Annotated in this window: 18 protein-coding genes; 3 read left to right on the top strand and 15 right to left on the bottom strand. The window is 68.8% G+C overall.

Features of this window, described 5'->3' with window-relative positions; genetic code table 11:
* Positions 1–60 precede the first annotated feature (60 nt).
* The 8 genes from BMG523DRAFT_RS17870 to BMG523DRAFT_RS17835 are packed head-to-tail and all read right to left on the bottom strand — an operon-like array spanning position 61 to position 9,356.
* Positions 61–1,353, bottom strand: coding sequence for a lysine N(6)-hydroxylase/L-ornithine N(5)-oxygenase family protein (locus BMG523DRAFT_RS17870; RefSeq protein ID WP_035909438.1), 1,293 nt, complete (start codon positions 1,351–1,353; stop codon positions 61–63).
* Positions 1,354–1,389: 36 nt separating this feature from the next.
* Complete coding sequence (locus BMG523DRAFT_RS17865; RefSeq protein ID WP_011437660.1) at positions 1,390–2,538, bottom strand: acyl-CoA dehydrogenase family protein; 1,149 nt, start codon at positions 2,536–2,538, stop codon at positions 1,390–1,392.
* Positions 2,535–4,727 carry an iron-containing redox enzyme family protein gene (locus BMG523DRAFT_RS17860; protein ID WP_043591706.1) on the bottom strand — a complete coding sequence of 731 codons (2,193 nt, stop codon included), beginning with the start codon at positions 4,725–4,727 and terminating at the stop codon, positions 2,535–2,537. The genes BMG523DRAFT_RS17865 and BMG523DRAFT_RS17860 overlap by 4 nt, the downstream gene beginning before the upstream one ends.
* Positions 4,724–5,413: an SGNH/GDSL hydrolase family protein gene (locus BMG523DRAFT_RS17855; protein ID WP_011437662.1), complete on the bottom strand. Its 690-nt coding sequence runs from the start codon at positions 5,411–5,413 to the stop codon at positions 4,724–4,726. Before BMG523DRAFT_RS17855 ends, BMG523DRAFT_RS17860 begins: the two co-directional genes overlap by 4 nt.
* Positions 5,410–6,528 carry a ferritin-like domain-containing protein gene (locus BMG523DRAFT_RS17850; protein ID WP_011437663.1) on the bottom strand — a complete coding sequence of 373 codons (1,119 nt, stop codon included), beginning with the start codon at positions 6,526–6,528 and terminating at the stop codon, positions 5,410–5,412. The genes BMG523DRAFT_RS17855 and BMG523DRAFT_RS17850 overlap by 4 nt, the downstream gene beginning before the upstream one ends.
* Positions 6,529–6,559: 31 nt before the next feature.
* Positions 6,560–7,501, bottom strand: a complete 942-nt coding sequence (locus BMG523DRAFT_RS17845) for a transglutaminase domain-containing protein (protein ID WP_011437664.1) — start codon at positions 7,499–7,501, stop codon at positions 6,560–6,562.
* Entirely contained in the window at positions 7,498–7,737 is a 240-nt protein-coding gene (locus BMG523DRAFT_RS17840; protein ID WP_011437665.1) for an acyl carrier protein, read from the bottom strand. The genes BMG523DRAFT_RS17845 and BMG523DRAFT_RS17840 overlap by 4 nt, the downstream gene beginning before the upstream one ends.
* Positions 7,734–9,356, bottom strand: a complete 1,623-nt coding sequence (locus tag BMG523DRAFT_RS17835) for an AMP-binding protein (RefSeq protein ID WP_043591704.1) — start codon at positions 9,354–9,356, stop codon at positions 7,734–7,736. Before BMG523DRAFT_RS17835 ends, BMG523DRAFT_RS17840 begins: the two co-directional genes overlap by 4 nt.
* 563 nt (positions 9,357–9,919) lie before the next feature.
* Here BMG523DRAFT_RS17835 and BMG523DRAFT_RS17830 point away from each other — a divergent pair.
* Positions 9,920–12,484 carry an ATP-binding protein gene (locus BMG523DRAFT_RS17830; RefSeq protein ID WP_043591703.1) on the top strand — a complete coding sequence of 855 codons (2,565 nt, stop codon included), beginning with the start codon at positions 9,920–9,922 and terminating at the stop codon, positions 12,482–12,484.
* Between the two features lie 67 nt (positions 12,485–12,551).
* Here BMG523DRAFT_RS17830 and BMG523DRAFT_RS17825 read toward each other — a convergent pair whose 3' ends face one another.
* The 7 genes from BMG523DRAFT_RS17825 to BMG523DRAFT_RS17795 form a co-directional block, all read right to left on the bottom strand.
* Positions 12,552–13,250, bottom strand: coding sequence for a response regulator (locus tag BMG523DRAFT_RS17825; protein ID WP_043591701.1), 699 nt, complete (start codon positions 13,248–13,250; stop codon positions 12,552–12,554).
* 208 nt (positions 13,251–13,458) lie between these two features.
* Positions 13,459–14,355 carry a potassium-transporting ATPase subunit C gene (locus BMG523DRAFT_RS17820; protein ID WP_011437669.1) on the bottom strand — a complete coding sequence of 299 codons (897 nt, stop codon included), beginning with the start codon at positions 14,353–14,355 and terminating at the stop codon, positions 13,459–13,461.
* Between the two features lie 2 nt (positions 14,356–14,357).
* Positions 14,358–16,520 (bottom strand): potassium-transporting ATPase subunit KdpB, encoded by a 2,163-nt coding sequence (kdpB, locus tag BMG523DRAFT_RS17815; protein WP_043591700.1) that lies wholly within the window; start codon positions 16,518–16,520, stop codon positions 14,358–14,360.
* Positions 16,521–18,182, bottom strand: a complete 1,662-nt coding sequence (gene kdpA / locus BMG523DRAFT_RS17810) for a potassium-transporting ATPase subunit KdpA (protein ID WP_043591698.1) — start codon at positions 18,180–18,182, stop codon at positions 16,521–16,523.
* Complete coding sequence (kdpF, locus tag BMG523DRAFT_RS17805; RefSeq protein ID WP_023840421.1) at positions 18,183–18,272, bottom strand: K(+)-transporting ATPase subunit F; 90 nt, start codon at positions 18,270–18,272, stop codon at positions 18,183–18,185.
* A 470-nt stretch (positions 18,273–18,742) separates the two neighbouring features.
* Positions 18,743–19,495: a response regulator gene (locus BMG523DRAFT_RS17800; RefSeq protein ID WP_043591696.1), complete on the bottom strand. Its 753-nt coding sequence runs from the start codon at positions 19,493–19,495 to the stop codon at positions 18,743–18,745.
* Positions 19,496–19,591: 96 nt separating this feature from the next.
* Positions 19,592–20,443, bottom strand: coding sequence for a DUF72 domain-containing protein (locus BMG523DRAFT_RS17795; protein ID WP_043591694.1), 852 nt, complete (start codon positions 20,441–20,443; stop codon positions 19,592–19,594).
* Between the two features lie 1,024 nt (positions 20,444–21,467).
* On the opposite strand from BMG523DRAFT_RS17795, the gene BMG523DRAFT_RS17790 reads away from it, so the two are divergent.
* Both BMG523DRAFT_RS17790 and BMG523DRAFT_RS17785 read left to right on the top strand, forming a co-directional pair.
* The gene (locus BMG523DRAFT_RS17790; protein WP_035733247.1) at positions 21,468–21,704 is read left to right on the top strand and encodes an AbrB/MazE/SpoVT family DNA-binding domain-containing protein; all 237 of its coding nucleotides are present in this window, start codon (positions 21,468–21,470) and stop codon (positions 21,702–21,704) included.
* Positions 21,701–22,108 (top strand): type II toxin-antitoxin system VapC family toxin, encoded by a 408-nt coding sequence (locus BMG523DRAFT_RS17785; RefSeq protein ID WP_043591692.1) that lies wholly within the window; start codon positions 21,701–21,703, stop codon positions 22,106–22,108. The genes BMG523DRAFT_RS17790 and BMG523DRAFT_RS17785 overlap by 4 nt, the downstream gene beginning before the upstream one ends.
* Positions 22,109–22,661: the final 553 nt, after the last annotated feature.

The following is a 22,661-nucleotide window of genomic DNA, read 5'->3' as shown; positions in this document are numbered from 1 at the left end:
TCCCGGAAAGAAAGGCCTCCGGGCGTGCAGCTTCGCCATAATCGCACGCCCTTTGGCCCATTAGCGGGCCCCTGTCTTGGGTGACCACTCGGCGAACGCCGGGTCCTGTCCCCTGCTCCGGACGCCGCGGATCCGGTCGACGATCCGCTGGCTGCGCCAGGCGGTGAGGCTGAGGTTCGGGTCGGCGAGGCCGCGCTGCGTGCGGACGGCATTTTGCAGGAACAGGTTCCGGTCGGCCGGGCCGTCCCAGTTGGCGGCGAAGTCGGCGTCCACCTGATACTCGTCGTCCTCCCGCGCCAGGCGTTGCTCCAGGGGTGCCAGGAAGTCCATCCGGGCCGGCTGGAACCCGGTGGCCCAGATGATCACTTCGGCCTCGAAGATCTCCAGGCCGCCGGCCAGGTCGTTGTGCTGGACGGAGATGCTCCAGCCGTCCGGCGAGCACGCCTCGACGCTGACCACCTCGCGGTTGGGGTAGAGCCCGGTGAGCTGCGGGGCGCCCGTGATGAACCGGTGGACGTAGATCTGCTGATAGATTTCCCGGGCGGTGGACTCGGAGATGCCGTCGCTGGTCAGCACCTGCTGGCTGTTGAAGTCGGCCCGTACAGCCAGGTCGAGCTCGGCAAAGTAGTCGGAGTGGCAGGGCATGTAGAACTCGTTGGTGAACGGCGAGTCGTCGATCGGGAAGTAGTTGCGCCGGCGGGACAGCCACGACACCCGGTGCGGCAGTTCGCTGTCGGGCCGGGAGATCAGGTCGAGGAACGCCTCGGCGCCGGACTGGCCGCCGCCGATCACCGCCACCCGCTTGTCGCGCAGGCGGACGGCTTTCGACCTGAACTCGCTGACGTGGAACTGAGTGCTGCCCAGGTGCGGGCGGGCGAACATCGGCACCCACGGCACGGTGCCGACGCCGACCACCACGTTGTCGGCGAGGAGAGCGCGCTTGTCGGTCTGCACGACAAACGCGTCGCCGGTGAAGTCGACGGCCTGCGCCTCCTCGCCGAACACAACGTTCTCGTTGCGACTGCAGGCCCAGCCGAGGTAGTTACGGAACTCCTCGCGGGGCACTTTTTCGAACTGTGCGTTGAGGTAGTGGTAGATTCGCCCGCGGTCGTGGAGATAGGCTATGAACGAGAATGGACTGGTCGGGTCGGACAGGCTCACAAGGTCCTTGAACAAGGACACTTGGAGGGTCGCTCCAGGGATGAGCTGATCGTCGTGCCAGGTGAATTCGGCCTTCCTGTCGATGACCAGGTTCGGCATCCCTGGGTCACCGTGCAACAGGGCTGCCAGGCTCAGGTTGGCCGGTCCGGCCCCGATTCCGACACAGCGGTACCGCGGAGACTTACTCCCCATGAGAAGAGCTCGCTTTCAGCGTTCGGACAGACGAACTTACATTCGCTCGTGAAACCGGCCGCGCGGGCCCAGGGCGTCAGCGATGGCGAGGCGCAGCACCTCGGAGGCGCCCTCGTAGATCCGCAGCGACCGGATCTGCCGGTACAGCCGCTCCGGCAGGCTGTCGTGCACCAGCCCGGCCGCGCCGTAGACCTGCACGGCCGCGTCCACGACCTGCTGGGCGGCCTCGGTGGCGTACAGCTTCGCGATGCTGGAGTGCCTGGCCAGCGGGGCGCCCCGGTCGGCCTCCCAGGCGGCCCTGGCCACCAGGAGGGCGGCGGCGTTCAGCCGTACCTCGACATCGGCGAAGCTGGCCTTCACCGTCGGCAGGTCGAACAGCCGCCTGCCGTACGCGGCCCGTTCTCTGGCCCTGGCCAAAGCGGCGTCGGCGGCCCGGCGGGCGAAGCCAAGCGCCGCGGCGCCGACGGTGAGGCGGAACCGTTCGAGCAGCTCCATGGCCACGACAAACCCGCCGCCGCGGGGGCCCAGGACGGCGTCGGCCGGGACCCGGCAGCCGTCGAACTCCAGTCGGGCGATGTCGCGTTCGGCCACCATGTCGATCGGCTCGATCCGCAGGCCCGGGGTGCCGGCCGGGACGAGCAGCGCGGTCAGGCCCAGCGCGGCCGGGCCGTCACCGGTGCGGGCCACCACGCAGAAGACGTCGGCGCCCGCGGCGCCGGCGATCCACATCTTGTTCCCGTCCAGGACGTACTGCGCGCCGTCCGGCACGGCGCGCAGGGCGAGCGCGGCGACGTCCGAGCCGGCCTGCTCCTCCGACAGCGCGAACGCACCTGCCAGCTCGCCGCAGGCCATGCCGGGCAGCCAGCGCCGCTTCTGCTCGTCGGTGCCGTGGCGCTGGATCGGCCAGGCGGCCAGGACCTGGATCGAGAACGCGAAGTCGGCCAGGTCCTCGGTGTAGGCCAGGGCTTCCCTCGTCAGACACAGGCTGCGCAGGTCGGCGGGCTCCAGCAACCCCGCGGCCCCCAGCTCGCGCAGCACGCGGGCGCCGTACTTCGCCGGCGCGCCGGTCCGGGCTGCCGCCGCCAGATCGGCGCGGGTGTCCCAGAACCTGCCGAGCGCCTCGGCCAGCTCGCGGTGTGACTGCTCGTAGAACGGCAGCGCCACCAGCTCCGGGTCCAGGCTCATGCGGCGGCCCGCCCTGCCATCAGGCGCCTGGCCAACTGCGGCTCGACGAAGAACGCGAACGAGGCGTAGCCGCGCCACACCCGCTGCCAGGCTCGCTCGACGGCAACCGGGCCGGCAGTGCGGCCGACGTGGTCGAGGTAGCCGACGATCAGGTCGGTCGCCTGGCGGGCGTGGCCGGCCGAGACGTTGTCGATGGACAGATGCGCCGCCTCGTAGGCGATGTCGAAACGGTGGTGGCGCATCTTCTCCATCTCATGCAGCCGCAGCTCGCCGAGGCCGAACATCTCTACCCCCAGGCTGTAGCCGAGGATCTCCTCGTAGCGGGAGTCCGGGAACAGCGCCAGGCTGAGCTGGTAGGTGGCGTACGGGTAGGTCAGGTCGGGCAGCTCGGCCTGGGTGAGGAACTCCTCCGAGCGCGGGTGCGGCAGGTGGATGTCCATGCTGGCCAGGGCCTGCTGGATCAGCGTGATGTGGTTCTTGGCGATGTCGCCGCGGCCCATCTCGTCGGCGTAGATGGCGAACAGCGGCCCGTCGCTGGGGCGGTGGAAGCGGCCGGTGTTGCCGATCCGGTGCATGCAGGCGCCGTCGACGAGGTTGCCCAGCGCGAACCGCTTCTGGTTGTTGATCACGTTCTTCCTGGACGGGATGTCGGTCAGCGGCCGGAAGGGCTCGACGAGCTTCGTCCAGTAGAGGGTGTCCACCCGCTCCCACAGCGCCTCGGGGCTGTAGTCGAACCAGCTGGCGTCGGTGTAGCGTCCGGCGGCTCCCAGCTCGAACATCCCCTCGGCCTGGGCGAGCACCCGCTCGACGCGGCTGCGGGCGGCAGCCAGCACGCTGGGGAACCGCTCGACGTTGACCAGGCGGTACAGGAACTGACGCTCGTCGAGAGCCGGCGGCTCGGCCGCGAGGACGTCGCCGGGGTCGGCAGCCACGAGCGCATGCTGCCAGGCAGCGGCACCCTCGTCGCCGGCGGTGCAGGCAGCCAGGTCGGCGCCGGGTTCCTCACCCGCGGCAACAGCGGCCGCCCACCGCCCGATCGTGCGCGCTTCGGCCTCGTCGAAGATCCCGAACATCGGCCCACCGAACGTGATCGCCCTGGTGAAGCGGCAACCGCCGGCCCGCAGCGGCTTCAGCTGGCTGGAGGAGCGGAACTGACGGATGAACGCCGCGGCGTCGAACGCCGGGTCGGCGAACAGGTCGCGCAGCGGGGTACCGGAGATCTGCACCTTGTGGTGCTGGCGGCCCGCGTACGGTGCGTGCCTGGCGACGATCAGCGCCACTCTGGCGTCGAGTGACAGGCCCTGGTGCCAGCTCGCGAGATCGTCGAGCATCGCCACGTGCGCGCTCTCCAGACGCACGACGAGCTGGATCGCCGCGAGCAGCCGCGCCCGGTCGGCCGGGCCGGTAGGCGACTGCTCGGTAAGCGCCAGATACTCCGCCAGCAGCGGCGCCGGATCGTACCCAGGGCCGTCCACACCGGGTGGGCCGTCCACACCGGATAGTGCGGCGTCGGTGCCCAGTGCCCGGAAGGCGCAGTGCACGCCGACCACCTCGGGCAGGAAACTGGCCGGCAGCCGGGACAGCGACAGGTAGAAGGCGGCCGTCACCACGGTGAGCGGCCGGGCCTGCGCCGCGGTCAGGAAGTCGGTGGCTGCCAGGTCAGGGAGCACCACGCCGTGCTCCGCCAGCAGCCGGCGGCGCTGATGGGCCAGGGTGCGCTCGGCCACGCCACGACCCAGCAACTCCAGCTGCTCGACGCCCAGCCGGTTGACAATCACGGCGGGTTGGGTAGCTGGCTGCGACACGGTGTCCAGCCAGCAGCCTTCGATCAGCGCGAGCGGGGCACGCTGCCGCAGCACCGCGGCCACAGTCTCGGCCGAAGCGGTGCGAAGCCGAGCGGCGACCCCCGCAATCGCCACGCGGGAGCCGGCCAGCTCGGCGAGCACGTGCTCCCGGTCCGGACCGGCCTCCCTGGCCAGACCGGCTTCCCTGGCCAGGGAAGCACTGTCCGGCAGGAACGCGGCGAGCACCCGGCGGGCGGCCACCAGCGTCGCCTCGGACTCCTGCTCGACCAGCAGCTGGCGGTACAGGGCGGCCGGCGGCCCGGCCACGGCCGCGGCTGCCTCGGCGGCCGCGGCCGGGCCGCACTCGAACGGTCCCAGCGGCAGCGAGGTCGTCAGGTCGGTCATGCGGCTTTGCTCCTCGCGGCCAGGTGAGCGGCGAGTCCGTGCATCTTCCCGGTGGCCTCGAACGCCTGACCGCGGCAGTTGAGGTGCAGCCTGTCGCTGCAGTAGATGCCCGCGTCGGCGCAGAGCGGATGGTCGGTGAACGAGACGAAGATCGCGCCGTACTCCTGGGACACCTCCCGCGTGATCCGGGTGACGATCCTGGTCGCCTTGCTGAACATCTCCCCGTACTTCTCGGAGACGATGCCCGCCTGGCTGATATCGAGCATCCCGATGGTGAGGATGTCGGCACCGGTCACCCTGACCCTGGAAACGATCTCGGTCAGCTCGGCGCGCACGGTGACCGGATCGAAGCCCGGCCTGATGAAGTCGTTGCCGCCGCCGGAGAGGAACACCAGGTCGGGCCTGAAATCCAGGGCCGGCCGCAACTGCGTCTGGCGGATTTCGGTCAGCGTCAGATCGCGTTTGGCCAGTCGAATCTCGTCGAGGTCAGGGTGAATGCGGTGCAGCACGGCACTGATCCGGTCCACCCAGGACAGATCCTGGTAGCCGGGCACAGCTTCGCGTATTCCGGTCGAGATGCTGTCACCGATCACCGCGATCCGCTTCCACGGCGCGCCCGCCAGCAGCTCCACACCGGCTTCGGTGGAGATGACGTATGGGTCGGTGGCTTCGGTCAGTTCGGTCATCCCTCGTCCTCGCAGTCGTCGTCGCCGTCGTCGGACCCGGCGCCGACGGCTATGACCGCGGACACTTCCCGCTGCCGAGTGGCAAACTCCAGCCTGGCGATTTCGTCGGCGATCCGCTCGTCCTCGGCGCTTATCTCGGCCCCGTCGACCCGGCTGAACCCGAGGACGCCCAGCTCACGCAGGCTCTCCTGCATCCTGGGGCCGAACAGGTTGATGTCCTTCAGCGTTGGGACAATCCGGGTGAACACCCGGCGCCGGAATTCGCGCTGGGCGGGCGAGCGGTTGGCCAGCGCGATGCATTCTTCGGCGCCGTAGTCGAGTTTGCGCCACATCTCCTCGCCGACGAACCGGTCCTTGAGCACCCAGCACGCCTCGACCGCGAAATCCTCCCGCTCACGCAGTTCGGCGGTGCTGAGCTGACTGTAGTAGTCGCGCAGTGCCAACCGTCCGAACGCGACATGACGCGCCTCGTCCTGCAGCACGTAGGCGTTGAGCGCCTGCGCCAGCGGATCGCGCATCCGGTCGCGCTGGATGCTGAACGCCGCCAGCGCCAGGCCCTCGATCATCACCTGCATGCCGAGGTAGGTGATGTCCCAGCGGCTGTCACCGATGATCGCCTCAAGCAGGCCGCGCAGACCGGTGGAGATCGGGTAGTGCACTTTGATCTTTGCCTGCAGCATGCGCTGGTACGCCTCGACGTGCCTGGCCTCGTCCATCACCTGCGTGGCGGCGTAGAACTTCGAGGCGATGTCCGGCACGGCCTGGACGACCTTAGCCGAGCACACCAGGCCGCCCTGCTCACCGTGTAGAAACTGGGAATAGAGCCACCCGGCTATGTGCTGGCGGACGGTGGTCCGCTCCGCCTCCGGCAGGCGCTCCCATACCCGCGTCCCCGCGATCCAGATGAACTCGTCGGGCAGGCCGAGCGGGTTGTCCGGGTCGACGTCGTGGCTCCAGTCCAGCTGCGTCTCGGCGTCCCACTGGCGCTGCTTGCCGCGGGAGTACAGGTTCAGCATCTGTTCGGTGCCGGCGTCGTAGTCCCAGGTGAACAGCGCGTCCCCGCCGAGCGGAACGGCCCAGCCACCAGCCAGCTTCGCCATCGTGTCTGACTTCATGACCACTCTCTTCAGGTCTCTTCAGATCTCTTCAGGCTCGGCTGACGACAGCGCGCCGAAGACGTGAGGACACGGCCCCGAAGGCCCACGCCGCCGGCGGCGTGCCGTCCGGCCGCAGGAACAGCGCGGCCGGCTCGGCCACGGCGCACGGCAGCAGGCGGTTGAACCGGCTGCCACGGCAGGCCGCCCGGAACTCCGCCCCGCCGTCCCGGCCATGCTCGGCCGCGAGGTAGGCGAACGCCGGGTCCAGGGCGCGCCACTGACCGTCGAGGTGGACCTCGCACCAGCCGTGGTCGTTGCCGACGAGGCCCAGCAGGAAGCCGCGGCGGGCCCGCGCCTGGAATCCTTCGGCCCGCAGCCGGTCGGCGAGGACCCTCCCCGCCACGACGCAGTCGGCGACACCCAGATCCCAGGACCGTCGGTGGTCGGTGCGCAGCGGCTCGGCGATCGCCTGATAGCGCACCGCGCCGCTGTCGAAGGCACCGAGGACGTCATCGAACGCCGCGCGGATCCGGCGGTCGGCGATGTCGAAACGCTCGCCGGTGAGCCGGACGCGCACCTGGTACGGATCGACCTGATAACCCTCGGCGACGACCGGCCGCGGCAGGTCGGCAGCCGGGTCGTCCAGGAGCTCGACGCCCTCGGCGTCGAGCTCCGGGACCGCCACCTGGAAGGTCTCACCGGTGGGTGCCCGGTGTACCGCAACCGTCCAGTCCAGGGGCACGAACCAACTGTCCGGCTCGGCCGCCACGAACCGCATGAGCAGCCGCCTGGCTAGTTCGGGCACCGTGGTGCCGGTGCCCGAGTGCAGCGCCGCGTTGGCGACGTCGGTGTAGTCGAGCAGGCCGTCGACCTGCCGCAGGCCGAGCGCGGCGACCCCGGCTTCGTCGGTGCACAGCACGGTGGCCGCGTCGGCGAGGGTGGTGTCGAAGACGGCCAGGTCCGGCGGGGTCGGCTCGAAGCGGAGTCTCACATGAGTTCCTTGATGAGCTCGGCAAGGTCACGCGCGGTAACTGCCGCGAACGGGACGTCGTCGGGAATCGCCACACTCAGTGCGTCCTCGAGATCCACCACCACGCTGAGGATCACCACCGACTCGATCTTCGGTAGCAGGTGCATGGGGAGATCCAGGTCGATGTCGGCCTTGTCCATCTGCAGCCGGTTGGCCAGGGCGGTGGCCACCGCGTCCTCGACGGTCTGCATACTCATGAGGCGTCCTTCACGGTCTTCTGGTAGAGGTCCCTGGCGGCTTGGCGGCGAACCTTGCCGGAGCTGGTGCGCGGGATGGAGCGGACGGGCACGGGGTGCACGAACGCCACCCCGGGGCCGAGCTCAGCGGAGATGGCCGCCTCGACGGCACTCGTCAGAGCGGCGGCCTCCGCACCCTCGAGCGGCGTCTCGACGAGGACCGCGAGGTGCTCGAAGCCGCCGTCCCTGGCCTGGAGGGCGGCGCAGGCCCGGACGTCGAAACCCTGGACGCGGCGCGCGATCTGCTCAACGTCTTCGGCGTAGTAGTTCTGACCGCGGATGATTGCCATGTCCTTGAGGCGGCCGACCAGGAACAACTCGCCCTCGGCCTCGAACCCGAGGTCGCCGGTGCGCAACCAGCCGTCGGAGGTGAAGGGCTGTTGGTCGGCGGGCAGCCCGAGGTAGCCGCCCATCACGGCCGCGCCACGGATCTGGACCTCACCGACCTGACCGGCACCCGGGGCGTCGATCCGGAAGGCGATGCCCGGCGCCGCCGAACCGCAGGCGACGACCTCACGGGCGTTGTCGGCCTCCGGGGCGACGCGGGCGACCTCGTCGCCCGGCGCGAGGGCGAACCGGTCGACGGTGAGGTGCCACGGCAGGTCCTTCGGCGTCGCCCAGCTGACGACGAGCGTGGCTTCGGCCATGCCGTAGCACGGAAGCATCGCCTCGGGCCGGAACCCGTACGGGCCGAACACCCGGTTGAATGCCTCCAGCGTCGACCACCGCACGGGCTCGGCGCCGTTGCAGGCGGCCCGCCACCCGGACAGATCGAGTCCGTCGGGAGCGCCGCCGGCTTCGACCGCGTCGACCATGCGCTGATAGGCGAAGTTGGGCATGGGCAGCACGCTGGCGCCGGACGCCGCCGCGCCAGCCAGCCACCCGCGGGTGTCCCGGAGGAAGTCGGTGGTGCGCCAGAGGTTGACTGAGCAGCCCCTGGCCAGGTGCGCGAGCATGCCGAACAGGCCCATGTCGTGGAACAGCGGTAGCCAGATGCCGATCTCGTCGGTCTCGGTCAGGCCCAGGCCGTCGGCTATGGCCGCCAGGCCGGCCAGGATGGTGCCGGCGGTCAGCGCGACACCCTTGGGCGCCGAGGTGCTACCGGAGGTGTACTGGATCACCGCGAACTCGTCGGCCGGGTTCTCACCGACCGGCCCGGCCGGCTCGGGTACCTCCGTGATCTCGGGTACCTCCGTGATGTCGTCCAGCCGGACGTTCGGCAACGTTCCGAGCCGGCTGAGCAGGTGCGCGCTCTGGCCGTCCACCAGCAGGGTCTCCAGCTCGGCATCCTCGATGACGCGGCGCAGGTGCTTCTGGTAGCCCTCGCTGCTCCCGAACGCCACGGGGAGGGCGATGGGCACCGCGGCAGCCCCGATCCGGAAGCACGCGAGCAGCCCGCGCAGCCAGGGTTCGCCGTTGGCCATCAGGATGCCGACGCGACGCCGGCCGGCGATCACTGTTGCCGTCCGCTCGGCGTCGGCCAGCAGTTGCGTGACGGGTACGGATCGTCCCTCGAACGGCAGGTGCAGTGCCGTCTTCGGGCGGGCGTTGGTGCCTACCGCATCCCAGAGCGCGCTCACCAGGTCTCCCCCTTGCCCGAATAAACGAAATAACGCCCCAAATCGGGAGATTGACGGAATCAATGGAAGCGAAACACAAGTTACGTCAGAGCGCAAGAAGGTTACTAATCTTCAATCAATCGTTCGATTTCGACGATCTTTGCCGTGTTCCTTGAACCGGTATCTGGGTGTGCGGAGCTGGTGTGCGCGACCCGTGTCGGGTACGCGTGGGGAAAGCGGCGCTTCGCTCGCGCCGCGTCACCCAGGGCGCCGCGAGCCACCTCACAGCACGGCTACAAGCCGTCACCGATCACAACGTAGCGCGATCTCTGCGCGGCCCTGGGAGTTCGGGTACCCGTTCGCGCTCGGCCTGATGGCCTTGGTGTCCATTATGCCGTACGTGATCTTCAGGCGGCGGCGGTGGCCGTGACCAGCGCGCGGAGAACGAGGGCGTCGGCTGGCCCACGTAGCGTGAGGTTGCCGCCGGTGTGGATCGCGCAGCCCGCTCCGACTGCCTCGATCAGCTGGTCACGTATCGCCCCGCAGGCTCGTGAGCGGCGGCTCGTACGCGGAAACTGGGACGTATGGCGAGCGGCAGACTGCGGATCTACCTCGGCGCGGCGCCCGGGGTGGGCAAGACCTACGACATGCTCTGTGAGGCTCAGCGGCGCAAGGCACGCGGAACGGACGTCGTGGTCGGGCTGGTGGAGACCCATGGGCGACCGCGGACCGCCGCGTTGCTGGACGGATTGGAAATCATGCCCCGCCGCACGGTCTCCTACCACGGTGCCACCTTTACCGAGATGGACGTGGATGCGATCCTGGCCCGCGCGCCAGCGGTGGTGCTCGTCGACGAGCTGGCGCACACGACCGTCCCGGGGTGCCGGAACGCCAAGCGCTGGCAGGACGTCCACGAGCTGTTGAACGCGGGCATCGACGTGCTGTCGACATTGAACATCCAACATCTGGAGTCACTCAACGACGTCGTGGAAAGGATCACCGGAGTCCCGCAGCGGGAGACCGTGCCGGACGCAGTGGTACGCGCCGCCGAACAGGTCGAACTGGTCGATATGACACCGGAGGCGCTGCGGCGGCGGATGGTCCACGGCAACATCTACGGCCCGGACAAGGTCGACGCCGCGCTGGGCAACTACTTCCGGGTCGGCAATCTGACCGCGCTGCGGGAGTTGGCGCTGCTGTGGCTGGCCGACAAGGTGGACGAACAGCTCGATCACTACCGCACCGAGCACCAGATCTCCGGCATCTGGGAGACGCGGGAGCGGGTGGTTGTCGCACTGACCGGCGGCCCTGAGGGCGACACGCTGATCCGCCGGGCGGCGCGGATCGCGGATCGCGCCAAGGGTGCGGACCTGCTCGCGGTCCACGTCACCCGATCCGATGGCCTGGCCGGTGCGTCGCCCGCGCACCTGGCCCGGCAGCGGGTGTTGGTGGAGAGCCTGGGCGGCAGCTACCACCAGGTGGTCGGGGACGACATTCCCATCGCGCTGCTTGAATTCGCCCGAGCGGAGAACGCGACCCAGCTCGTGCTAGGCGCGAGCCGGCGCGGCCGGCTGGCCCACATGATCGACCCTGGTATCGGCGTCACGACAACGAAACTGTCCGGGCCGATCGACGTGCACCTGGTCACCCATGAGGAGGTGGGCAAGGGGCGGCTGCTGCCCCGCCGGGCCCGTGGGCTGACCCTCCGGCGGCGGCTTGCCGGTGTCCTGGCCGCGGTCGTGCTGCTGCCGCTGCTGACCCTTGCGTTGACGCACCAGCGGACCGGTCTCAACCTGACCAGCAACGTGCTGGGGTTCCTGATCGTGGTGGTCGCTGTGGCGCTGGTGGGCGGCCTGCTGCCGGCACTGCTGGCCGCGGTCGGCGGCTTGCTGCTGCTGAACTACTACTTCATCCAACCAGTACACCGCTTCATCGTCGCTGAGAGTAACAACGTTCTCGCGCTCCTGGCGTTCCTGGCGGTTGCGGTGATGGTGAGCAGCGTGGTCGACCTGGCCGCCCGGCGGACCAGCCAGGCGGTACGCGCCACCGCGGAGGCGGAGATGCTCTCGACCCTGGCCGGGAGCGTGCTGCGCGGCGAGCAGGCGCTGCCGGCGCTGCTCACGCAGGTGCGGGAGACGTTCGGGCTGACCTCGGTCGCCCTGCTCGAACGCGCGGCCGAGGGCGGTCAGAACGGCGCCCGCAAGGCAGACCGCCACGGCTGGCGGGTGGTCGACAGCGCCGGGCCCGACCCATGCCTGCGGCCGGACGAGGCCGACACGGAGGTACCGGTCAGCGAGAACCTGACGTTGGTCCTGCGGGGCCGGCCGCTGCCCGCGGCGGACCGCCGGGTACTCACCGCCTTCGCCGCGCAGGCCGCGGTCGCCCTCGAACAGCGACGGCTGGCCCAGGTGGCAGCGGAAGCCGGGCCACTCGCCGAAGCGGACCGCACCCGCCGCGCCCTGCTCACTGCCGTCAGCCACGACCTGCGCAGCCCGCTCGCCACGGCCTCGGCGGCAGTCGCGAACCTGCGCGGCAACGAGGTCGAGTGGAGCGCCGAGGAGCAGGCGGAACTGCTCGCCACCGCTGAGGAAGCGTTGGACCACCTGGCCCGGCTGGTGGAGAACCTGCTCGACATGAGCCGGTTGCAGGCTGGACGCCTGAGCGTGTTCCCCGCCCCGGTCGGGCTCGACGACGTGATTCCCGGCGTGCTGCGCGACCTGGGCCCGGCGGCTCGCGACGTGGCTGTGACGGTCCCGGACGACCTTCCGCTGGCCTACGCCGACCCGGCGCTGCTGGAACGGGTGATCGCCAACCTGCTGTCCAACGCGGCCCGCTACTCACCCCCGGGCCAGCCCCCGCTGATCACCGCCAGTGCGTTGCGCGACCGGATCCAGCTGCGGGTCATCGACCGCGGGCCTGGACTGCCCGCGGAGGACCGTGACCAGGCGTTCACGCCGTTCCAGCGGCTGGGCGACACCGACAACGCCAGCGGCATCGGGCTGGGCCTCGCGCTCTCCCGAGGCCTGACGGAGGCGATGGGCGGCACCCTGACACCGGAGGACACCCCCGGCGGGGGCCTGACCATGGTGGTAGCGCTGCCGGTCGCGACGGTCGGCGATTCTACCCAGCCGGCGGACGGTGCGGCCTGAGATCGCGGGACGGTCAACAGACAACGAGGTCATAGTTTGACAACAAGGTCATGACTGGATAACAAGGTCATGGTTGGAACCGGTAGCCCATGCCTGGCTCGGTGATGAGGTGGCGGGGCTGTGCCGGGTTGAGTTCAAGTTTGTGGCGCAGCCGGCCGATGTACTGGCGCAGGTAGTGGCTCTGCTCCTTGGGTGCGGGCCCGCCGGCCCGGGGCAGCAGATCCCGGTGGGTCAGTAGCTTTTCGGGGTGGCGGACCAGGACGTCGAGCAGGTGCCATTCCGTGGGGGTGAGCCGGACCTCGGCGGGGCCGTCCGGGCGGGCGCTGTCGGGTTTGCGGGTGACGCGCCGTGCGTCGAGGTCGATCAGATAGTCGCCCAGGGCGACGGTGAGCGGTTCGGTGGGCGGCGGGGTGCGCCGGACGACGGCGCGCAGCCGGGCGAGCAGTTCGTCGACCCGGAAGGGCTTGGTGACGTAGTCGTCGGCACCGGCGTCCAACGCTGCGATCTTATCGCTGCTGCCGGCGCGTCCGGAGAGCACGATGACCGGGGCGGCGGTCCAGCCGCGCAGGGCGTGGATGACGTCAACGCCGTCGAGGTCGGGAAGCCCGAGGTCGAGCAGGATGATATCGGGTTCGTGTTCGGCGGCGGCGGCGAGCGCGCGGCTTCCGTCCGCGGCGACGGTGACCTGGTAGCCGCGGGCGCGCAGGGTGATGTGTAGCGCGCGGAGCAGCCGTGGGTCGTCGTCCACCACGAGTACGCTGGTCACGCGTCGTCTCCCGGCAGTGAACCGAGCGGTACGGCGGGCAGGGTGCGAACCATCGTGAGGCCTCCGCCGGGGTGTCCTCGGGGCTGAGCGTTCCGTCCATAGCTTCGACCCGGGAGTTTGTCTGGGAAAGTGCCCCGGCCGCAGTGGGCGGTGCGCGGGACGGGTCCTGCGCACCGCCCCCGGGCCAGCGTCACCCGGGCCAGTCCAGCTACCTGGTCGTCCTGTCGAGGGCCAGGTTCAGGGTGAGGACGTTGACCGTGGGTTCGCCCATGAAGCCCAGCGCCCGACCGTCTTCGTGGTCGTGGACCAGCGCGTGGACCGTGGCCGGGTCGAGACCGCGTTCCTTCGCGACCCGGTTCACCTGCAGGTAGGCGTAGGCCGGGGAGATGTCGGGGTCGAGGCCGCTGCCGGAAGCGGTGACCGCGTCCGGCGGGACCGGGTTGTCCGTGCCCTTACCCGGCCCCTTGACCGGCGCAGTGACGCCGGCCGAGTAGTCCTCGCCGAACCTGGCGCACTCGACCTTGACGCCTTGGTACGTGGCGACGAAGGGCGCGGCCGGGCACTCCTCGTTGATGCTGACGACCCGGGTGACCGGTCCGGTGGTGCCGCCGGTCCGGAACACCGACAGGACCGCGCCGACGCCGTTCGCGGTGCAGAAGGGACGCCGGCCGTCGACCCCTTCCAGGTCACCGATGGCCTTGCTGCGGGCGCAGACCTGGGTGAGCAGGCTCTGGCTGCTTTCGTCCTCGTCCTTGGTGGCCGGGTCGTCGAAACTGTCGACGATGTTTTCCGGGCCGAGGTTGGACGCGGACGTCGACGTCGGGTCGTACCCGTCGCCGGCCGCCGAGGGGCGGGACTGGAAGTATTTGGGAATCGGGTTGCCCTTGTCGTCGGTGAACAGTTGGCCGATCTCGGCTGAGCCGACGATCTGGCCGCTGGCGTTCGTGACGAACGAGCCGTTCGCCTTATCCTTCAGCCCGGGAAGCTGCGCGATGGCCGTGATGACCAGCGGATAGGCGATGCCGGTCAGCACGGTCAGCACGAGCAGTGCGCGGAAGGCTGCGAGGTGCTGCCGCACGAAGGAGGGAAGTCGGGTCGCAGGCATGGTTACCGGGCTCCCGGGATGAACTGGATGACAAGGTCGATGAGTTTGATCCCGACGAACGGGATGATCAGACCGCCGACGCCGTAGATGTAGAGGTTGCGACGCAGCATCGCCGACGCGCTGGACGGGGTGTAACGGACGCCGCGCAGCGCCAGCGGGATCAGGGCGACGATGACGAGCGCGTTGAAGATGACGGCGGAGAGGATCGCCGACTGCGGGCTGTGCAGCCGCATGAGGTTGAGCGCGTCCAGCCCGGGGTAGATCGCCGCGAACATCGCCGGGATGATCGCGAAGTACTTGGCGATGTCGTTGGCGATCGAGAAGGTGGTCAGCGCCCCGCGGGTGATGAGCAGCTGCTTCCCGATCTCGACGATCTCGATCAGCTTCGTCGGGTTGGAGTCGAGGTCGACCATGTTGCCGGCCTCCTTGGCGGCCGACGTGCCGGTGTTCATCGCCACGCCGACATCGGCCTGGGCGAGCGCAGGGGCGTCGTTGGTGCCGTCGCCGGTCATTGCGACGAGCTTGCCGCCGGCCTGCTCTCGTTTGATCAGGGCCATCTTGTCTTCGGGCGTGGCCTCGGCGAGGAAGTCGTCGACGCCCGCCTCCTCGGCGATCGACCGGGCGGTCAGCGGATTGTCACCGGTGATCATAATGGTGCGGATGCCCATCCGGCGCATCTCGTCGAACCGCTCACGCATGCCCTGCTTGACGACGTCCTTGAGCTGGATCACGCCCAGGACGCGGGCCAGGCCGCCATCGGTGGCCTCGGCGACGACCAGCGGGGTGCCACCGGAAGCGGAGATGCCGTCCACGATCTCCCCGGTCTCCGCGGGCACGGCGCCACCAAGATCGCGCACCCAGGTGATCACCGCGCTGGCCGCTCCCTTGCGCACCTGCCGGTTCGCCCCCCCGTCGATCGCATCGAGGTCGACCCCGGACATCCGGGTCTGGGCGGTGAACGCCACGAACCGGGCGTGGCTGAGCTCGCCGGGACCGCGCTCCCGCAGGCCGTAGGTGTTCTTCGCGTGCACGACGATGGAGCGGCCCTCGGGGGTCTCGTCCGCGAGCGAGGACAGCTGGGCCGCGCTGGCCAGGTCATTCTCCGATGTGCCGCCGACCGGGACGAAGGCCCGTGCCTCCCGGTTGCCAATGGTGATCGTCCCGGTCTTGTCGAGCAGGAGGGTATTGACATCGCCGGCGGCCTCGACGGCCCGGCCGGACATGGCCAGCACGTTGCGTTGGACCAGCCGGTCCATGCCGGCGATGCCGATCGCGGACAGCAACGCGCCGATTGTCGTCGGAATCAGGCAGACCAGCAGTGACACCATCACGATCCCGGACAGGCCGTCGCCGTTCAGCGCACCGGTGTCCGGCACGCCCGGCAGCTGCGCCTTCGAGAAGATCGCCAACGGCTGCAGGGTCGCGACAGCGAGCAGAAAGGTGAGCGTCAGGGCGGCCAGCAGGATGTTCAGCGCGATCTCGTTCGGGGTCTTCTGCCGATTCGCCCCCTCCACCAGCGCAATCATCCGGTCGATGAAGCTCTCGCCCGGTTTCTGAGTGATCCGCACGACGATCCGGTCCGACAGCACCCGGGTGCCGCCGGTCACCGAACTGCGATCACCGCCGGACTCCCGGATCACCGGCGCGGACTCACCGGTGATGGCCGACTCGTCAACGCTGGCAATCCCCTCGATGACGTCGCCGTCCCCGGGGATGAACTGACCGGCCTCGACGACGACGGTGTCGCCCTGCAGCAGCCGCGGCGCGGGCACCTCCTCAAGCCGGCCGTCGTCGCGCAGCCGGTGGGCGATCGTGTCAGTCTTGGTGCGGCGTAGCGCGTCCGCCTGGGCCCTGCCGCGGCCCTCCGCAACCGCTTCGGCGAGGTTGGCGAACAGCACGGTCAGCCAGAGCCAGACCGTGATCAGCCAGCTGAACGCGGTCTCGTCCCGAATCGCCAGGACGGTGGTGAACACCGCGCCGATCTCCACGATGAACATCACCGGGTTGCGCCACAGCGTGCGCGGGTCGAGCTTGCGCAGCGCGCCCGGCGTCGACCGCAGGAGCATCGTCGGGTCGAGCAGCCCCCCCTGCGCTCGCCGGGGAGCCGGCGGCGGGGTCGGCGCGGGCGCCGGAACCGGCGTACCCGCAATGGTCGAGGTGGACATCTAGTGCAAACCCTCCGCAAGCGGCCCGAGCGCGAGCGCCGGGAAGAAGGTCAGAGCGACGATGATCACGGTGACGCCGGTTAGCATGCCGACGAACTGCGGGCGATGCGTCGGTAGTGTTCCCGCGGTTTCCGGCACCGGCTGCTGTTTCGCCAACGATCCGGCCAGCCCCAACACGAAGACCATCGGCAGGAACCGCCCGAACGCCATCGCGAGGCCGAGCGCGGTGTTGTACCAGTCGGTGTTCACCGTGATGCCGGCGAACGCCGAGCCGTTGTTGTTCGCCGCCGAGGTGAAGGCGTAGAGCACCTCGGACAGGCCGTGCGGCCCGCTGTTGAGCATCCCCGCCCGTTCCCCCGGCAGCGCCATCGCCAGGCCGGTGCCGACCAGCACGATGACCGGCATCGTGAGGAAATACAGCGAGGCGAACTTGATCTCTCGACTACCGATCTTCTTGCCCAGGTACTCCGGCGTTCGTCCGATCATCAAACCCGCGACGAACACCGTGATCACTGCAAGGACCAGGATGCCGTAGAGTCCCGATCCGGTGCCGCCGGGCGCGACCTCGCCGAGCATCATGTTGAACAGCAGCGTCGCGCCACCCAGGCTGGTGTACGAGTCATGGAACGAGTCGACGGACCCGGTCGACGTCAGCGTCGTCCCCGTGGCGAACAGCGCCGAATCCGGCACACCGAACCGGGTCTCCGTAGCCTCGCGGGCCGCCCCGACCGCTGTCGGCACCGTGCCGTGGTGGATCGCCTGGAACACCTCGTTGGCTCCCAGACTGCCCAGCGCCAGCACCGCCATCACCGCGACGATCGCCAGCCCCTGCCGGGTGCTGCCGACCATCTTGCCGAACGTCCGCGGCAACGCGAACCCGATCGACAGCAGCAGGTAGATCTCGAACCAGTTCGTCCAGGAGGTCGGGTTCTCGAAGGGATGCGAGGAGTTGGCGTTGTAGAAGCCGCCGCCGTTGGTGCCGAAGTCCTTGATGGCCTCCTGGCTGGCGACCGGACCCCCGGTGACCGCCTGCTCCCCCCCGGCCAGGGTGGGGACCGTGGTGTTCCCGTGGAAGTTCTGGATCGCGCCGCCGACGATCAGCACGATCGCCGCGAGCGCGCAGACCGGCAGCAGGATCCGCACGACGGTGCGGACCAGGTCCACCCAGAAGTTTCCCAGCTGGTCGGTCTTCTTCCGGGCGAAGCCGCGCACCACCGCGATCGCCACCGCGATGCCTACCGCGGCGGACACGAAGTTCTGCACCGCCAGGCCGGACATCTGGACCAGATGGCCCATCGTCGACTCACCCGAATAGGCCTGCCAGTTCGTGTTCGTGGTGAAACTGACCGCCGTGTTCCACGCCAGGTCCGGCTTGACCGCCGGCAGGCCCAGCGCCAGCCACAGGTGGTTCTGCACCCGCTGGAACAGGTACAGGAACAGCACCGATACGAGCGAGAACGCCAGCACGCTGCGGGCATACACCGACCAGCGCTGCTCGGCGTCCTGATCCACCCCGACCAGCCGGTAGATACCGCGTTCCACCCGCAGGTGCTTCCCGCTCGTATACACCCGGGCCATATAGTCGCCAAACGGCCGGTAAGTCAGGGCAAGAGCCAGCACCATCGAGACGATGAAGATGACGCCTGCGGCGTTCGTGCCCATCTAGAACCGCTCCGGGGACAGCAGAGCCGCCACGAGGAAGATCGTGAGAGCTACGGCAAGAATCAGGCCGGCGATGTTCTCCACGCTCACAGCTTCTCCACCGCCTTGAGGGTTAGCCCGAGTACCGCGAACACCGCAAGCGTCAGCAGTACGAAGACAACGTCACGCACGGAACTCCTGCCTTCTACTTTGGATGAGATCGGATCTGGATGAGATCGGAACAAATGTCGCCGCCTTGGCCGGTGTCCTGGCCTGATGGCAGGTGCCAGTATCGAGCCCTTGCCGCCAGCGGACCAGCGAAGCTAACGGTCCAATGACGCCCAATCCCGAAAATTCAACACGGCGCTCACACGGCATCCGACCCGGACGAGATCCGCACCCGCGTAAAACTCGGTGTGCACAACCCGGATGAGACGCAGAACACCTCTCGGTGGTCCACGGACAGCCGCCCGGGCGGGGACCAGGCCGGTCCGCCCCGCCCTGTCCAGGTGATCCCCGCGAAGGGTGTCCAGACGCCGGGGTGTCCGGACGCCACCGTGAGTGCCAATGAGGCGTGGTGGTTACGGCTGGTAGCGGTAGCCCAGGCCCGGTTCGGTGGTCAGGTAGCGGGGTCGGGTCGGGTCGGGTTCGAGTTTGCGACGCAGTTTGTTGATGTAGAGACGGAGCGAGGAGCTGTCGTCCGCCACGCCGGGACCCCAGACCTGGCTGATCAGCTGCTGATGGCTGACGAGCTTGCCGGGGTGGCGTACCAGTGCTTCCAGCAGCCGCCATTCCGTCGGGGTGAGGCGTGGACCGTCCGGCTTGTCCTCTCCACCGGTCGCGGATGGATCCTCACGACCGCTGCCCGCGCCGGCGCCGGCGTCGGCGTCGGCGCTGTCTCGTGAGCTGATTCGCTTTTCGCCGAGGTCGATCCGGTACCGGCCGAGGTCGACAACGGTCACCGATTCCGCGCTGGTGGCGCGGCGGGTCACGGCCCGGACCCGGGCCAGCAACTCGTCGATCGAGAACGGCTTCGTGACGTAGTCGTCGGCGCCGGCGTCGAGCGCGGCCACCTTGTCGTGGCCCGAGGCGCGACCGGACAACACGATGATGGGAACCCCGGTCCAGGCCCGTAGCCCCTGGATGACCTCAACGCCGTCCATGTCGGGCAAGCCAAGATCCAGAATGACCAGGTCGGGTGGGCACGACGCCGCCTCCGACAGCGCGTGCCGGCCGTCCAGCGCTGTGCGTACCTCGAACCCCCGAGCGCGCAGGGTGATTCGCATGGCCCGCAGCAGCTGCGGTTCGTCCTCCACGAACAGAAGACGGGTCATATCCGCCCCGTCCCCTCCAGCCACCTCCGGACCGGCGGCGCCTCCTACCCTGGCATCATCCCTCATCCTCGCCCCCTGCGCCTTCGCCCGTCCGGATCAGAAGAGGGTCAGGGGCTCGGTCGGTATCGGCTGAGGCAGTGCATCGAGCTCAGGCACCCGTACCCGTACGTCATCGTGGAAGCAGCGGGCGAGTAGTAGCGCGTCGGCGTTGTCCGGGGTGTGAATAAACACGGTGGGTGATCGACCCTCGCGCAGCCACTCGATGGCAGTGTCAATCCAACGCTGCCAGCCTTTGATCGTCTGCGTGGAGGCGTCGCGGCCGAGGTAGCGGACGATCGGCCGGTCGGTCAACGCGAGCGATCGGAGCGGCACGCGCGGTTTCCTGGTCCAGGCTTCTCGTTCGGCATCGCTGCCTGGCGGGCTTTGAAAGAATGTGGTGGTGTCGAATGGAATCCATTCGGCGGTCGCGGCGGCAAGGACTCCTTCGAGAAGTCGCGCTGCGCGAGGGTCGTTGAAGAATGCGGGGTGGCGGACCTCCACAGCGTACCGGTGGGACCTGGTGAGCCGGCGCAGAAAGCGGGCAAGCACGGGGACGTCGGCCGGGGTGAACGATCCTGGTAGCTGTATCCAGAGGGCATGGGCCCGTGGGCCGAGTGGCTCGATCGCTTCCAGGAAGGCGTGTAACGCTTCGTCGACGCCCGTCAGGCGGCGTTCGTGCGTGATGGTTTTTGGCAGCTTGATCACGAATCGGAAGTCGGCGTCGGTCTGCTGCGCCCACGAGGCCACGGCGCTCCTGGCCGGAGTCGCATAGAACGTTGTATTCCCTTCGACCGCGTTGCACCAGCTGGCGTAGTTTCGCAGGCGTTCGTGAGGCGGGAGCGGATGCGCCAGAAAGCGCCCTTGCCATGACTTGTGAGCCCACATCGCGCACCCCACATGAAGACGCATGACCCAAGCCCTCCATGAACAAACTGCTCCCGAGGCAGCCGGAACCGAGTTCGCCCGCCAAGTCGCGACCGTGCCACAGGTACTGTAGTCCCCGGGCGTCGAGTCCGCCCCCGGCGTCCGGTGCGCCGCGGGCCGACAGCCCGCGCTCCAGCGATCCACTATCCTTTCCGTACTGGCGAAGTCTAGTTGACCTACGGATCTGGAGCCCTTCAAGCTCCGGAGCTGGAGGGCCCGCAGCCACGGATCCGGCAACTTGGACGAGAGAACTGGTACCGCCGGGCTGCTGGGCTTCTCCGAGCGCGACAGCGTTCCTGTGACCGGGTCCAGGCGTCGGCACCATCGCCGACCCGCCTCAAACGCCCTGACCGGAGACGGTTCGCCGAGGTACTGGGCAACGGCGGCTTCGGATGACATCCGCTGACATCCGCGGTTGCACCGCCGACGAGAGACCGAGCGTATGCGGCGACTGCTCGACGACGTCTTGGGGATCGGCGGCCTTGGGGAACGGCGGCCTGTTCGTGCGGCGGTGCGTGGAGACCGCCACCGCATGAGGGCCACACAGACTGGTCGGACCCGGGGGCCGTTCGTCAACCGCGGGCCTCGATCGTGGTGTGTGGGTGCTGGGCGATGCTGGTCTGGCTGAACCTGACTATTCTTCGGCGGGACTTCCGCGACGTCCCCCTGTGGCGCCAGGCGGTCAGCGAGATGCTCCGTCTTGCTCTCCAGGGTCCCGAGGACCCGGTGATCGCGCCGATGACCATCCTCGATTCCGACCTGCTCGCCGAGCTGACGGCCTCGACCCGCGTCGCCGGACACCGCGTCGCCGGACACCGCGTCGCTCATGTCACGCTTCTTGCCGACCGCACGACAATGATCCGCCGCATCCACCGACGCGGGGATGCGGACGCCGGAGTCGCGATCATCTCGCCCGGCCTTGTGGGGGGCGAGGTTCCAGACCCGGAGGAACATCGCGCCCTGGCTGGCGAGGCCTCCAGCGATGGGATCACAATGGTATCGTTTTCCCATGGAAGCCGTTGTCGATCAGGCGGGCCGGATCGTGTTGCCCAAGCTCCTCCGCGAGGCGCTGGGCCTGTTCCCGGGAACGAAGGTGGACATCTCGCCCTATGGCGCCGGTGTCCAGATCGTGCCTGCCGGCAGGACCGCGCGCCTCGTCGAGGAGGATGGTGTGCTCGTGTCAGCCGGCGATACGCCCGTCGACGACGACATCCTGTTCGGCCTCATTGACGCGGGCCGCAGGTGACCATTGCGGTCGACACGAGTGTCGCGGTTCCGCTCCTGGTACGTTCGCACACGCACCACGCGGATGTGGTGCAATGGTGGGGCGGGCGGGAGCTTGCGCTGAGTGGGCATGCGCTGGTGGAGACCTATTCGGTACTCACCAGAATGCCCGGCGACGCGAGACTGTCCGGGCCGGACGCCGCGCGTCTGCTCGACGTGCGCTTCACTGCACCGTTAACGTTGAGCGGACCGCATGCGCGGAAGGTTCACGCGACGTTGAGTCACGTCGGTATTGTTGGGGGCGCCGTCTACGATGGGCTGGTGGCTTTGGCTGCCAAGGAGCACGGCCTGGCCCTCGCGACGAGGGATGCTCGCGCACGCGGGACCTATGACGCGCTTGGAGTCAAGGTCATTGTTGTCGCTTGAGGTGGCTCACGACTCCGAGTACGTTTCACTTCCCGATCCTCACGGACGCGCCGCGTAATCAATTGATGCATCCGACTTTCCGGTAGTTCCGCGACGTCGTCTACTATTCGATCTTGGAAGCTACGATCGGCCGTCCATACACCCTCTACGCCCATGGCGACAGCGACACGACCGGAGCGGTCCGCGGGGTCAGCAGGGACGCCGCCCAGATGGGTCCTGAAATCATCATTCGCCCGTCGGGACCCGGGCGCCGACCAGCGGCGATGCCCGATGACCGCCCAGCCGACACCATCCGTATCCGAGTCGAACGTGCGTTCCGCAAACCTGGTGGTTCCGGCGGCTCCGGTCCGTCTCGCCACCATGATCGTGGAGATCGTGGTGATCGAGGCGCGGCCGGTTACGCGGATTCGAGCGCGTCCTCGACGGCGAGGCGCTCGCAACGTCGTTTCCCCCATTCGCCTAGCGGGAGTTTCCTAGATAGTTCGATCTTGGTTGGAGTTTTCGCAGCTCATGACCAAAGTTGATCTTCCGGATGTGTATTACCTAAGTCCGG

The sequence above is a fragment of the Frankia sp. BMG5.23 genome, assembly GCF_000685765.2.
Taxonomy (GTDB): Bacteria; Actinomycetota; Actinomycetes; order Frankiales; family Frankiaceae; genus Frankia; species Frankia casuarinae.
Note: the sequence above shows the minus strand (reverse complement) of the source record. Positions and strands in the feature narration are given on the sequence as shown.

Coding starts and splice junctions, on each gene's coding strand:
- BMG523DRAFT_RS17870 (WP_035909438.1), bottom strand. CDS start 1,353: ATGGGGAGTAAGTCTCCGCGGTACCGCTGTGTCGGAATCGGGGCCGGA.
- BMG523DRAFT_RS17865 (WP_011437660.1), bottom strand. CDS start 2,538: ATGAGCCTGGACCCGGAGCTGGTGGCGCTGCCGTTCTACGAGCAGTCA.
- BMG523DRAFT_RS17860 (WP_043591706.1), bottom strand. CDS start 4,727: ATGACCGACCTGACGACCTCGCTGCCGCTGGGACCGTTCGAGTGCGGC.
- BMG523DRAFT_RS17855 (WP_011437662.1), bottom strand. CDS start 5,413: ATGACCGAACTGACCGAAGCCACCGACCCATACGTCATCTCCACCGAA.
- BMG523DRAFT_RS17850 (WP_011437663.1), bottom strand. CDS start 6,528: ATGAAGTCAGACACGATGGCGAAGCTGGCTGGTGGCTGGGCCGTTCCG.
- BMG523DRAFT_RS17840 (WP_011437665.1), bottom strand. CDS start 7,737: ATGAGTATGCAGACCGTCGAGGACGCGGTGGCCACCGCCCTGGCCAAC.
- BMG523DRAFT_RS17830 (WP_043591703.1), top strand. CDS start 9,920: ATGGCGAGCGGCAGACTGCGGATCTACCTCGGCGCGGCGCCCGGGGTG.
- BMG523DRAFT_RS17820 (WP_011437669.1), bottom strand. CDS start 14,355: ATGCCTGCGACCCGACTTCCCTCCTTCGTGCGGCAGCACCTCGCAGCC.
- kdpB (WP_043591700.1), bottom strand. CDS start 16,520: ATGTCCACCTCGACCATTGCGGGTACGCCGGTTCCGGCGCCCGCGCCG.
- kdpA (WP_043591698.1), bottom strand. CDS start 18,182: ATGGGCACGAACGCCGCAGGCGTCATCTTCATCGTCTCGATGGTGCTG.
- BMG523DRAFT_RS17800 (WP_043591696.1), bottom strand. CDS start 19,495: ATGACCCGTCTTCTGTTCGTGGAGGACGAACCGCAGCTGCTGCGGGCC.
- BMG523DRAFT_RS17795 (WP_043591694.1), bottom strand. CDS start 20,443: ATGCGTCTTCATGTGGGGTGCGCGATGTGGGCTCACAAGTCATGGCAA.
- BMG523DRAFT_RS17790 (WP_035733247.1), top strand. CDS start 21,468: ATGGAAGCCGTTGTCGATCAGGCGGGCCGGATCGTGTTGCCCAAGCTC.